This is a genomic window from Xanthomonas maliensis (genome assembly GCF_009192945.1).
GTDB lineage: Bacteria > Pseudomonadota > Gammaproteobacteria > Xanthomonadales > Xanthomonadaceae > Xanthomonas > Xanthomonas maliensis.
Genome location: NZ_NSET01000025.1, coordinates 110080 through 123151 on the forward strand (window position 1 = coordinate 110080; position 13072 = coordinate 123151).

8 protein-coding genes and 1 pseudogene are annotated in these 13072 nt (G+C 66.6%); 3 read left to right on the forward strand and 6 right to left on the reverse strand.

Features of this window, described 5'->3' with window-relative positions; genetic code table 11:
* Window positions 1–118: 118 nt before the first annotated feature.
* A pseudogene (locus CKY51_RS08630) lies at window positions 119–286 on the forward strand (IS256 family transposase); the annotation flags it as partial.
* A 21-nt stretch (window positions 287–307) separates the two neighbouring features.
* Here the strand turns inward: CKY51_RS08630 and CKY51_RS08635 are convergent.
* From CKY51_RS08635 to CKY51_RS08650, 4 genes are all read right to left on the reverse strand, one after another.
* A complete protein-coding gene (locus tag CKY51_RS08635; RefSeq protein ID WP_152249113.1) occupies window positions 308–1513 on the reverse strand; it encodes an IS256 family transposase in 1206 nt (401 codons plus the stop codon).
* A 126-nt stretch (window positions 1514–1639) separates the two neighbouring features.
* Complete coding sequence (locus CKY51_RS08640; RefSeq protein ID WP_022972294.1) at window positions 1640–3121, reverse strand: FAD-dependent oxidoreductase; 1482 nt, start codon at window positions 3119–3121, stop codon at window positions 1640–1642.
* A gap of 586 nt (window positions 3122–3707) precedes the next feature.
* Complete coding sequence (gene gltB / locus CKY51_RS08645) at window positions 3708–8180, reverse strand: glutamate synthase large subunit (protein ID WP_022972293.1); 4473 nt, start codon at window positions 8178–8180, stop codon at window positions 3708–3710.
* 200 nt (window positions 8181–8380) lie between these two features.
* Complete coding sequence (locus CKY51_RS08650) at window positions 8381–8761, reverse strand: I78 family peptidase inhibitor (RefSeq protein ID WP_022972292.1); 381 nt, start codon at window positions 8759–8761, stop codon at window positions 8381–8383.
* Window positions 8762–8914: 153 nt separating this feature from the next.
* Between CKY51_RS08650 and CKY51_RS08655 the strand changes: the two genes are divergently transcribed.
* Window positions 8915–10102, forward strand: a complete 1188-nt coding sequence (locus tag CKY51_RS08655) for a DNA topoisomerase IB (RefSeq protein ID WP_022972291.1) — start codon at window positions 8915–8917, stop codon at window positions 10100–10102.
* Here CKY51_RS08655 and CKY51_RS08660 read toward each other — a convergent pair.
* Together CKY51_RS08660 and CKY51_RS08665 are read right to left on the reverse strand one after the other, a co-directional pair.
* On the reverse strand, window positions 10080–10424 hold the full coding sequence (locus CKY51_RS08660) for a hypothetical protein (RefSeq protein WP_031339751.1): 345 nt from the start codon (window positions 10422–10424) through the stop codon (window positions 10080–10082). The two genes, CKY51_RS08655 and CKY51_RS08660, sit on opposite strands and share 23 nt — an antisense overlap.
* A 382-nt stretch (window positions 10425–10806) precedes the next feature.
* Window positions 10807–11676, reverse strand: a complete 870-nt coding sequence (locus CKY51_RS08665; RefSeq protein ID WP_022972290.1) for an NmrA/HSCARG family protein — start codon at window positions 11674–11676, stop codon at window positions 10807–10809.
* 174 nt (window positions 11677–11850) lie between these two features.
* Between CKY51_RS08665 and CKY51_RS08670 the strand changes: the two genes are divergently transcribed.
* Window positions 11851–12726 (forward strand): LysR family transcriptional regulator, encoded by an 876-nt coding sequence (locus tag CKY51_RS08670; protein WP_031338221.1) that lies wholly within the window; start codon window positions 11851–11853, stop codon window positions 12724–12726.
* The last annotated feature ends 346 nt before the right edge of the window (window positions 12727–13072 follow it).

Consider the following 13072-nt stretch of genomic DNA (forward strand, 5'->3'; position numbering starts at 1 on the left):
AGAAGAGTGCCGACCATGCGCGCCAGCGAAGTATTGCAGAAGTGCCTGTGAGTCTGTAAGTTGAACTGTGTAACGGCCCTTTGAGAAGATGCGGCGTTGAGCCGGGAGGAGCTGTCGCATGAAGTTATCGAAAGAGCGCTTGGACGAGTTGACCGCCGGTTATACGACGCCGGAGCAAATGGAGTCGCTGTATTCGCAGATGCTCCAGCACATGATCAACCGCTCGCTGGAAGCGGAGATGCAGGCGCATCTGGGCCACGAACGGCATGGACGGGATCTGTCAAACGAACTGTGTAAACGGTATGTGTCATAGCGCCTGCAGCGGCACGCGCTCTTCGCCGAACATCACCTGGAAGCTTTGCAGCGCCGGCTTCCAGTGATGGATCGATTTCCAGTTCTTCGACGCTTCGCTGATCGCCAGAAACAGCGAATTCAGTGCCGACTCATCGTTCGGGAAAATCCGCCGGTTGCGCGTGTACTTGCGCATGACCATGTTCAGCGATTCAATCGCGTTGGTCGTGTAGATCACCTTGCGGATCTCCGGCAAGAACTGGAAGAACGGAATAATGGTGTCCCAATTTCCGCGCCACAGCCGCACCACTGCTTTGTACTTCTCGCCCCAGTCCGCTTCAAAGGCGTCCAGTTCCCGCGCCGCTTCTTCGGCCGTGGCCGAGGTGTACAGGCGGCGCAGGCCTGCGACCACCGCCTTGCTGTCCTTGGCCGCAACGTAGCGCAGGCTGGCGCGCACCAAGTGCACGATGCACAACTGCGTCAGCGTCCTGGGAAACACCGCGTTGACCGCTTCGGGCAGCCCCTTCAAGCCATCCATGCTGGCCACGTACACGTCCTGTACCCCGCGTTGCCGCAGCTCGGTCAGCACCGACAGCCAGAATTTGGCTCCTTCGCTCTCAGCCAGCCACAGGCCCAACACTTCTTTTTCCCCGCGCAGATTCACGGCCAACACCACGTGTGCCGATTTGTTGACGACCTGCTTGTTCTGCTGCACCTTCACCACGATCCCATCCAACCACATCAGCGGGTAGATCGCTTCCAATGGCCGGTTCTGCCAAGTTCGCGCCTGGTCCAACACCGCATCGGTGACCTGCGCGATCAACGCGTGCGAGATCGTCACGCCGTACAAGTCCAACAGCGCCGACTCGATGTCCCGGGTGGTCATGCCCTTGGCGTACAAGGCCAGGATCTTGGGCTCCATCCCGCCCAGGCGCACCTGCCGTTTCTGGACCAGTTGCGGCTCAAAGGTGCCCTCCCGATCCCGCGGTGTCTCCACCTGCAGTTCGCCCATCTGGCTCTGTACCGACTTGCGGCTCTTGCCATTGCGGGCGTTGCCCGCCACGCTGCGTCCATGCCGTTCGTGACCCAGATGCGCCTGCATCTCCGCTTCCAGCGAGCGGTTGATCATGTGCTGGAGCATCTGCGAATACAGCGACTCCATTTGCTCCGGCGTCGTATAACCGGCGGTCAACTCGTCCAAGCGCTCTTTCGATAACTTCATGCGACAGCTCCTCCCGGCTCAACGCCGCATCTTCTCAAAGGGCCGTTACACAGTTCAATTTACAGACTCCCGACATGCACAGTCGTGCGATCAGGCTGCCGATCGCACGACTGTGCGCTCAATCCCTTACGCCGCTGCAGGCTCCTTGACCTGCGCGTTCACCCCCAGCAGCTGCACGATGCTCGCCGCCGCGTCGCGGCCTTCGGCTACTGCGGTCACGACCAGGTCGGCGCCGCGGACGCAGTCGCCGCCGGCGAACAGGCGGGGGTTGCTGGTCTGGTAGGGCAGGCGGGTGCCGCCATCGGCTGGGGCGAGGATACGTCCATTGCTGGCGGCATCCACGCCCTGGCTGGCCAGCCAGTCGGGTAGCACGGGCGAGAAGCCGAAGGCGATGATCACCACGTCCGCTTCCAGCAACGATTCGCTGCCTTGCACCGGGACGGCATTGCGGCGGCCGCTGGCATCGGGTTCACCCAGCTTGGTTTCCACCACGGTCACGCCGATGGCTTCGTCGTCGGCGCCGGATTCGATCGACAGCGGCTGGCGATTGAACAGGAAGCGCACGCCTTCTTCGCGGGCGTTGGCCACTTCGCGCGCGGAGCCGGGCATGCTGGCTTCGTCGCGGCGATAGGCGCAGGTGACCTTGGCGGCGCCGAGACGAATCGCGCTGCGCACGCAGTCCATGCCGGTGTCGCCGCCACCCAGCACCACCACGCGCTTGCCGTTGAGGTCGGGCAGGGCGAGTTGGTCTTCCCAGCCGGCGATCGGGCGGCCGTGCGGATCGTTGCCGGTGACGATGCGGCTGTTGTGCACCAGGAACGGCAGCGCCGGCAGCACGTTCTTCAGCTCCTGACCGGGCAGGCCGCCGTCGGTGTAGCGATAGGCACCGGTGCCGAGGAAGACGGCGTCGTACTCGGCCAGGAGTTGTTCGATGCTGATGTCGCGGCCCACCTCCACGCCCAGACGGAATTGCACGCCCATGCCTTCGAGGATGTCGCGGCGCTTGCCGATCACCGACTTGTCCAGCTTGAAGCTGGGAATGCCGAACTGCAGCAGGCCGCCGATCTGTTCATAGCGGTCGTACACCACCGCTTCGATGCCGGCACGCGCCAGTCGGTCGGCACACGCCAGGCCCGCCGGACCGGCGCCGATCACCGCCACGCGGTGGCCGCTGGGCTGCACATTGCCCAGGTCCGGGCGCCAGCCCATCTGCAAGGCGGTGTCGACGATGTATTTCTCCACCGCGCCGATGGTGACCGCGCCGAACTCCTCCAGCGTGCAGCTGCCCTCGCACAGACGATCCTGCGGACACACGCGCCCGCAGACTTCCGGTAGCGGATTGGTGGAGTGGCACAGCGCAGCGGCTTCTTCGATGCGGTTCTCCTGCACCAGTTGCAGCCACTGCGGGATGGCGTTGTGGACCGGGCATTTCCAGCTGCAGTACGGATTGCCGCAGTCCAGGCAACGGCCGGCCTGGTATTGCGCGTCGGCCTTGTCGAACTTGCCGTACAGCTCGCCCCAGTCGCCGGATGTGCGCAGTTCCACCGGAATGCGCGTGGGCATGGTCCGCGGCAGGTCGAGGAATTGGAAGGCTTGTTTGCGGCTCATAAGAACATCCGTGGCTGATTCCCTTCTCCCGCGTGCGGGAGAAGGTGCCCCCCGAAGGAGCGGAGAAGGGTGGTGGGCCACCGGCCCTCACCCCCGACCCCTCTCCCGCAGGCGGGAGAGGGGAGTACTGCAATGAGTCTGACGATGGGCTGTCAGTCTTGCGATGCAGGCGTCCTTCTCCCGCGTGCGGGAGAAGGTGCCCCCGAAGGGGGCGGATGAGGGTGGCAGGCCACCGGCCCTCACCCCCAACCCCTTTCCCGCAGGCGGGAGAGGGGAGTACTGCGATGACGCTGACGATGGGCTGTCAGTCTTGCGATGCAGGCGTCCTTCTCTTGCGTGCGGGAGAAGGTGCCCCCGAAGGGGCGGATGAGGGTTGCAGGCCACAGGCCCTCACCCCCGACCCCTCTCCCGCAGGCGGGAGAGGGGAGTACTGCGATGACGCTGACGATGGGCTGTCAGTCTTGCGATGCAGGCGTCCTTCTCCCGCGTGCGGGAGAAGGTGCCCCGATGGGGCGGATGAGGGTTGCAGGCCACCGGCCCTCACCCCCAGCCCCTCTCCCGCAGGCGGGAGAGGGGGGACAGAAACTTACGCGGCGCGTCGCAGCGACTCGGTCAACGACTCGATGCTGGCGGCCTTGGGTTTGACCAGCCAGAACTTGCCGATGTAGTCGCGGAACTCGTCCAGGATCTGCTGCGCCCAGATGCTGCCGGTGAGTTCGCGATGCCGGCTGATCAAGGTGTGCAGATGCTGGCGATGGTTCTCGAACCCCTCGGCGGAGACGCGGTGAATGTCGATCAGCTCATGGTTGTAGCGGTCCACGAAGTCGCGCTCGATATCCAGCACGTAGGCCAGGCCACCGGTGAAGCCGGCGCCGAAGTTCAGGCCGACCTTGCCCAGCACCAGCACGATGCCATCGGTCATGTATTCGCAGCAGTGGTCGCCGGCGCCTTCCACCACTGCCAGCGCGCCGGAGTTGCGCACCGCGAAGCGCTCGCCGGCGCGGCCCGCGGCGAACAGCTCGCCGCCGGTCGCGCCGTACAGGCAGGTGTTGCCGACGATCGGGGTGTTGCGCGCCTCGAAGCGCGCGCCGCGCGGCGGACGCACCACCAGTCGCCCACCGGCCATGCCCTTGCCGACGTAGTCGTTGGCTTCGCCTTCCAACTCCAGCTGCAGGCCACCGGCGTTGAACGCGCCAAAGCTCTGCCCGGCGGTGCCACGGAAGCGCAGGTTCAGTGGCGCATCGCTCATGCCGTGGTTGCCGTGCGCGCGTGCAATGGCGCCGGACAGGCGTGCGCCGATCGAGCGGTCGGTGTTGTGGATCAGGAAGCGGTGGTCGCCACCGGTCTTGTGCGCGATCGCGTCGGCGAGCAGGCCGTCCATCTGCGTGGCCAGGCTGTCGGGCGATTCGTACAGGCGCTGGGCGGCGCAGTGGCTGCCGTCGTAGCGGGCGTGGGTGAGCAGGCGCGAGAGGTCGACCTTGACGCCGGGGCGCGGCGAAACGTCCAGCTGTTCCAGCAAGTCGGTACGGCCGACGATCTCGTCCAGCGAACGCACGCCCAGGTAGGACAGCCAGCCGCGTACTTCTTCGGTCAGCAGGCGGAAGAAGTGCTCCACCCGCTCCGGCAAGCCGGTGAAATAGCCTGCGCGCAGGCGCTCGTCCTGGGTGGCCACGCCGGTGGCGCAGTTGTTGAGGTGGCAGATGCGCAGGTATTTGCAACCCAGCACGATCATCGGCGCGGTGCCGAAGCCGAAGCTGTCGGCGCCGAGCAGCGCGGCCTTGACCACGTCCAGGCCGGTCTTCAGGCCGCCATCGGTCTGCAGGATGGTGCGCTCGCGCAGATCGTTGGCCACCAGCGCCTGGTGCGACTCGGCCACGCCCAGTTCCCAAGGCACGCCGGCATAGCGGATCGAGCTGACCGGGCTGGCACCGGTGCCGCCATCATGGCCGGACACGGTGATCAGATCGGCGCCGGCCTTGACCACGCCGGCGGCAATCGTGCCGACGCCGGCATGAGCGACCAGCTTCACCGAGACCAGCGCGGTCGGGTTGACCTGCTTGAGGTCGTAGATCAGCTGCGCCAGGTCTTCGATCGAATAGATGTCGTGATGCGGCGGCGGGCTGATCAGGCCGATGCCGGGCTTGGCGTAGCGCAGCCGGGCGATCAGTTCGTTGACCTTGTGGCCGGGCAGCTGACCGCCTTCGCCGGGCTTGGCGCCTTGGGCGACCTTGATCTGCAACACCTCGGCATTGACCAGGTATTCCGGGGTCACGCCGAAACGACCGGAGGCCACCTGCTTGATCTTGGAGCGCTTCTCGGTGCCGTAGCGTGCCGGATCTTCGCCGCCTTCGCCGGAGTTGCTGCGCCCGCCCAGGCGGTTCATCGCGATCGCCAGCGCTTCGTGCGCTTCCGGCGACAACGCGCCCAGGCTGATCGCGGCGGTGTCGAAGCGCCGCAGCACATCTTCGGCCGGGGCGACCTGATCCATTGGCGTCGGGGTGTCGGCACGCTTGAGCTGCACCAGGTCGCGCAGCGTGGAGGCCGGGCGCGCATGCACTGCGTCCACGTACTTCTGCCAGTCGCCGGCATCGCCGGTGCGGGTGGCGCGCTGCAGCGTCATGACCACGTCGGGGTTGTACATGTGGTACTCGCCGCCGTGCACGTACTTCAGCAGCCCGCCCACTTCCGGCTTGAGCTGGTCGTTCCAGGCGCGCACGGTCAGTTCGCGTGCTTCGGTATCCAGCCGTGCCAGATCCACGCCGCCGATACGCGCCGGGGTGTCGGCAAAGCACAGGTCCACCACATCCGGGTCCAGCCCGACGATCTCGAACAGCTGCGCACCGCGATAGCTGGCGATGGTGCAGATGCCCATCTTGGAGATGATCTTGGACAGGCCCTTGTAGATGCCTTTGCGATAGCGGCGGCCGATCTGCGACTGCTCGCCGCCCTTGCTCAGTTGCAGGATGCCGCGCCGGCCCAGGTCGAACAGCGTCTGGTAGGCCAGGTACGGATAGACCGCGGTGGCGCCGACGCCGAGCAGGCAGGCCATGTGGTGCGGGTCGCGCGCGGTGCCGGTCTCGATGATCAGGTTGACGTCGCAGCGCAGACCCACCTTGCACAGGTGGTGGTGCACCGCGCCGGTGGCCAGCAGCGCATGCGCCATCGGCCGGTCCGGCACCGGGTAGCGGTCGGACAGCAGCAGCATCACCGCGCCTTCGCGCGCGGCGGCTTCCACCTCCTGGCAGATGCGTTCCAGCCCGGCCTTGAGGCCTTCTTCCAGGCTGTAGGACAGGTCGATCAGGCGGTTGCGCGCGACGTACTGCTCCATCTTGAGCAGCTGGCGCAGCTTGCGCTGGCTGAGCACCGGCGAATTGAGGATGATGTGGTTCACCGTCTCCGCACCGGCGTGGAAGATGTTGGTCTCCCTGCCGAGCTGGGTGGTGAGCGACATCGCGATGCCTTCGCGCAGCGGGTCGATCGGCGGGTTGGTGACCTGCGCGAACGCCTGGCGGAAGTAGTCGTACAACGGCCGGGTCTGACGGCTGAGCACCGCCATCGGCGTGTCGTCGCCCATCGAGCCGGTGGCTTCCTGCTCGGTCTCGGCCAGCGGGCGCAGCACTTGCTCCACTTCCTCGGTGCTGAGCTGGAACAGCTTGTGATAGCTGCGCAGGGTCTGTTCGCTGAAGGGTTCTTCCACCAGCGAGGGGTCGATCAATTCGGTCTGCAGGTAGGTCACGCCCTGCTGCAGCCATTGCTTGTACGGCGCGCGCGCGCGGTTGATGCGGTCGATGGCATCGGAATCGAGCAGGTCGCCGCGCTTGAGGTCGATCGCCATCATCTCGCCCGGGCCCAGCTTGCCCTTGCGGGTGATGCGCTCTGCCGGCAATTCCCACACGCCGGCCTCGGAGGCGACCAGGAAGTGGCGGTCGGAGGTCAGCATCCAGCGCGCCGGGCGCAGGCCGTTGCGGTCGAGCATGCAGGCCGCGTAGCGGCCATCGCAGGCGACGATGCCGGCCGGGCCGTCCCACGGCTCGGTGTTGAGCCCGTAGAACTCGTAGAACGCGGCCAGGTCGGCGTCCTTGAACTCCAGCGACTGGGTCGCCGGGGGCACCAGAATGCGCAGCGCCTGCAGCAGGTCCATGCCACCGGCGATCAGCAGCTCCAGCATATTGTCCAGGCTCTGCGAATCGGAGCCGTGCATGGAGATCACCGGGTCGAATTCGGCAATGTCGAAGCGCGGGGTCTGCCACACCTTGCTGCGCGCCTGCGCCCAGCGGCGATTGCCTTCGATGGTGTTGATCTCGCCGTTGTGGGCGAGCAGGCGGAACGGATGCGCCAGCGGCCAGCGCGGCAGCGTATTGGTGGAAAAGCGCTGGTGAAAGACGATCGCGCTGGAGGACAGGTCGCTGCGCTGCAGGTCCGGGTAGAACGTGCTCAGCTTGTCCGGCAGCACCATGCCCTTGTAGCTGATGCCATTGGGCGAAAGGGTGGTGACGTAGAAGTCCCGCACATCCTGCACGGCTTGCTCAGCACGGCGGCGGGCCAGGAACAGCGCCAGGGTAAAGCCGTCTTCGGTCTGTTCCGCACCGGCATCGACGAACACCTGCTCGATGCGCGGCAAGGTGTCGCGCGCCAGCTGGCCGCAGACGCTGTCGTCGGTGGGCACCACGCGCCAGCCGCGCAGCTGCACGCCGGTGGACTGCAGCTGGCTTTCCAGTTCGGCGCGACACCGCGCCGCCTTGGCCTCGTCCAGCGGCAGGAACACCACACCGGCTGCGTAGCGCGTGCCCAGGGTGATGCCGGCATCGCGCGCGAGCCCGCGCAGGAATGCATCGGGTTTGCGAATCAGCAGGCCGCAGCCATCGCCGGTGAGCCCGTCGGCGGCGACACCGCCGCGGTGGGTCATGCGCGACAGTGCCGCGATCGCGGTGTCCACCAGTGCGCGGGAAGGTTGGTCGTCCAACTGCGCGACCATGCCAAAACCACAGGCGTCGCGTTCGTCGCGCGCACCGTTGTAAAGACCGTGGTCATCGAGCCCTTGGCGAGTGCGGGGGGCCATGTCTGCCTCTTAGCGATCGTCGGAAAGCGGCGACGCCATTGCACCACTCGTCCGTGGAGCGGTCAGCAGGTCACCGGACGATCGACTAGACCACAGTTGATGCGGTGCCGCAATACACCGTTACAGCTGCAACGAGAGCCGCCGCAATCCCTTGCGGCAGCAGGGTTGGTCTCGCTCGTGAAGCGGATGGGAAGCCGCCTTTAGCCGCAGCGGACCGAGGTGATCACGCCCTTGGCGTCCACCTCCAGATTGAGCCGTTCGCCGTTGAATTCCATGGTCACCATCTGCCCGGGCGTGAGCACGCGTACCGACTTGGCGTGGGCATCGCTGCGTGCCTGTGCGCTCACCGCGTCGCTCATCGGCTGGCCGACCAGCGACTGCACCTGGGTGGCGTCGCAGTTGCCGATCGGTGGCGGCTCCGGCGCCGCGTCCGGGGCCGGGGCGGAGGCCTGCGCCGCCGCTTGCTGCGCCTTGGCGCTAACGGCTTCCTGCTCATCCGGTTGGGGCTTGCCGCAGGCAGCAAGCGCTGCCGTCAACACGAGCAGGTAGACCAGGCGGGGCAGGGGCAGGACACGGATCATCGGCGACTCCAGCAAACACGGAAGGGCGCGGCAAGCATAAGCACAAATGCCTCCCGCGCGCAGCGCATGCGCACGCGGCCTTGTCCTGGCATTGACGCGGCCTAGCCGTCCGCCCGGCCAACAATCGTGCGCACTTCCCGGCACGTGTTGCTCATGAAAGCCAAACGGATACTTCGCGACGCCAGCGCCACGGTCGCCCGCGTCGAACGGGTCGGCCGCGCCGCCGCCGCGGCCGCGGTCGCCGATGCGGTCGCCAGCACCGCCGCTGCGGTCGCCCAGGCCAAGGCCGCCGCACGTGCGGCCGGGCTGATCTATGTCAACGACCAACAGCCGGGCATCAGCCGGCGCAAGGCCGGCCGCAGCTTCAGTTATCGCGATGCCGACGGCCAGCGCATCGCCGATGGCGAGACCTTGCAACGCATCCGCGCCCTGGCCATTCCGCCGGCGTATACCGAGGTCTGGATCTGCGCCAAGCCCAACGGCCATCTGCAGGCCACCGGCCGCGATGCACGTCGGCGCAAGCAATACCGCTATCACGCCGAGTGGGCGCAGGTGCGCGGCGAAGGCAAGTTCGAACGCGTCATCGCCTTCGGCCAGGCCTTGCCGCGGCTGCGGCGCCGCTTGCGGCGCGACCTGGCGCTGTCAGGCTTCCCGCGTGAGAAGGTGCTGGCGATCGTGGTCGCACTGCTGGCCGACACCTTGGTGCGTGTGGGCAATGCCGAATACGCCCGCAGCAACCGTTCCTACGGTCTGACCACCTTGCGTAACCGCCACATGGAATTCCTGCGCGGCGGCCGTGCGCGGCTGAAGTTCCGCGGCAAGAGCGGGCAGGAGCACGACATCGAGATCGACGATGCGCGGCTGGTCAAACTGATTCGCGAATGCCAGCAGCTGCCTGGGCAATCGCTGTTCCAGTACCGCGACGACGATGGCCAGCTGCAGCCGGTCGATTCGGGCGAGGTCAACGACTATCTGCGCGAGGCGATGGGCGAGGACTTCACCGCCAAGGACTTCCGCACCTGGGGCGGGACTCTGGCAGCGCTGCAGCGCCTTGCGCGGCTGCCGCTGCCGGAGCGGGCCAGTGAGCGGGCGCTCAACCAGGTGCAGAACGATGTCATCCGCGAGGTCGCCCAGGCGCTGGGCAATACCCCCTCGGTCTGCCGCAAGGCCTATATCGATCCGCGCGTCTTCGCCGGCTGGCGGGCCGGCGAACTGCAGACGCTGGCCGCCAGCGTGCGTGGCGAGCGGCAGTGGGAGGCGGCGACGCTACGCTTCCTGGCAGCTGCACGCAGCAGCGCGCGCAAGGCCGGCGGTAAGCTCAGCCGCAGTAGATCGCGGTGATGTTGTCGTATGGGCCAGTCTCCACGGTGAGCTGATCGCCACCGGTCTCGCTGGCGCCCTGCGCCGGGTCGGCCAGGCCGCTGGCGGTGGTGCCGCCGGTGCTGCGCTCGCCACGCCGCACGCGCAGCTGCAGGCTATCGCTGTCCACGCGTGCCCGCTCCAGCGTCTGCGCCGAGGCCGCCAGGCCGACGGCGCCACGCACCATGTCGGTATGGCATTGGCCGGAGATGACGCCGTCGATCGGCTGCACCGCCACGACCTGGTGGCTGGCGCAGGCCGACAGCAGCGCGGCGGCGGTCAGCGGGGCGAGGATACGCATCATCGGAACTCTCCAGCGGAAGAATGCCGCAAGCGTGAAGGTGGCGTTGTCGGGACGGCATGAAGATCTGCGCTCGCCCGTTGGCAGGCAGGCATCGGCTGGGTCGGGGAAGGGGCGTGGATCCATGTGGAATGGGGGAGCGTGGAGCGCCGCCAAGCGAAGACCGATAACGACGCGTGACCGAGACCTCGCAGCGCGTTGGGCGCAGTGCAGCCACTTCGCTGCGGTGACGCGCGTTGCGGTGGAGCGGCAACCGAAGCGTCTTCGATCGGGTGCCGGCGCAGCTTCGTCAATGCGTCCTCATCGGCAACGCGCCGCAGCTGCCACCGGAAGCGCTGCCTCCGCAGCAAGCACGAAGCCTTCGTGTCTGCTGCGGTAGCGCCGATCACGCCTGAGCCGTCGCCTCGCGCACGAAGTCTTCATAAGTGCGCAACGGACGTCCCAGCATGGCCTGCAAGTTGGCAACCGTGCCCTCGGCCGCGTGCATGCCCACACGCTGGATGCCGGCCATCATCAGGCGCATGTCATAGGCGAACCAGGATGGACCGTAGGTCGCCAGCTGCGCCTCGAAGGCTGCCACGTCATCGCCGGCGTAGGCGATCTGGCGGCCAAGCGCTGCGCTCCAGACCTGTGCGGCGTCCGCACCGGTGAGCGCCCGCGGGCCGACCAATTCGAGCGTGACCCGCGGCAACCGTCCGTCGGCACGGTCGCGTCGCAGCAACTCGACCACGGCGATATCGGCAATGTCGCGGGTATCGATCATGGCGACGCCCTTGCTGCCGATCGGCATCGGATAAATGCCATCGTCGGTGATGGTTTGTTGCACCGTGCCTTCGTTTTGCATGAAGTACGCCGGCCGCAGAATCGTTGCCGGAATGTCGAGACGTTCGATCATGCGCTCGACCGTGTGCTTGCCAGTGAAGTGCGGCACGTTGGTGTACGTATCGGCATGGATCACCGACAGGTACACGATGCGCTCGATGCCGGCCTCCCTGGCCAGATTCAATGCGATCAGCGCCTGGGTCACTTCGTCTGGCGTGACCGCATTCAACAGGAACAGCGTGCGCACCGATGCCAGCGCGGCACGCATCGAGGCAACATCGGTGAGATCGGCCACCACTTCGGTGACAGCTGCCGGGAAAGCGCGTTTGCCTTGCTGGCGGACCAGCGCCTTGACCTCTGCGCCCGCGTTGGCGAGGCCCTGGGTGACGAGGGAACCGACGGTGCCAGTGGCTCCGGTGACGAGAATGCTCATGGTGACTCTCCTGCTGTGGATGGAGGAATGGACTGCTCTGCGCGACTTCGCCGGCTCAGGCCTTGGTACTGAAGGCGGTAGAGGCGTCGCGCTGCGGTGGAGAAACGATATGCCGTTGCACTGCTTGTACGAAGACGCCAAGATGTAGACATCCCGTTTCAAATGTGAAACACCATGGATCTCAATGCCCTGATCGATTTCTCCTTGGTTGCCGCCAACCAGGGGCTGGGCAAGGCCAGCCGTGCCAGCGGCAGATCGAAGGCGACCTTGTCGCGGCGGATCACCGAGCTCGAGGAACAGCTGGGGGTGCGCCTGGTCGAGCGCAGTGCGCGCGGGCTCAAGCTCACCGAGGCAGGACAGCAGTTGATGGAGCGCACCGAGGTGCCGTTGAGCGAGGTGGCCGAGGCGATGACGGCCGCACGCGAGGGGCTGTCGACACCGCGAGGACGCTTGCGCGTGGCGTCTCCGGCGCTGTTCTCCCAGCTGGCGATGGGACGCCTTGGCGCAGACTTCTGTGCGGCCTATCCGGAGATCACGCTCGAGGTGGTGGCCGAGGACCGCATGGTCGACCTGGTAGACGAGCAATTCGATCTCGCGATCCGCATCGACCCAAGCCCAGACAGCCGCTTGGTCGGGCGCTGCTTTGCCAAGGATCGCTTGGTGGTGGTGGCCGCACCGTCTGTCGCGATGCCGTCAGGCGACGCGGTCCATCAGGTTCCGGGTGTGGTGATGTCGAACTTCGAGCCGACCACCTGGACGCTGGATGGCGGGCGCCTGGTTCTGGAGCCGGTCCCGCGGATGCGGCTGTCCTCGTTCCTGATGGTGCGCGATGCGGTGATCGCCGGTGGCGGCGTTGCGTTGATTCCGCAGTCGATCGCAGGAGATCCGCTGGCGCGTGGCGAGTTGGTGCAGTGGGGCGCCATCGCCGGCGTGGAACCTGCGTTGTGGGTCCTGCACACCTCCAGGCGCCTGGCTGCACCGAAGGTGCGCGCCTTCGTGGAGTTCATCTGCGCCCGCTATCCGGACGGGTCGCTGGTGTTGCAGGTCTAGGGCAGTCAGGCCCTGCAGTCGAACGTGCGCCAAGCCGGTTAGCGCGTGATGTGCTCGCGTACGCCCCGCGTGGAGCTCGCCTGGGCCGTCTCGCTTGCACTCCGGCAAATACCGCCAGGATCTGGTGGGCGGCAGCGTTGCTGCGGTCTGAAGACGGCCGACGGCACGGATCCGGCGGGCGTGAGGGCCAGCGCGTCGTCGTCGTCGTCGACAGCGGGTAGACTGGCCCGATCGCAACAAGGAGCTTGCAATGGGCCGATGCCATCTGTCGCATCGTGGCAGCGATGCCTGGCCGGACGGATCGCACGCCCGCGGCGTCAGCGATGATGCGCACGCTCGGCGCTGA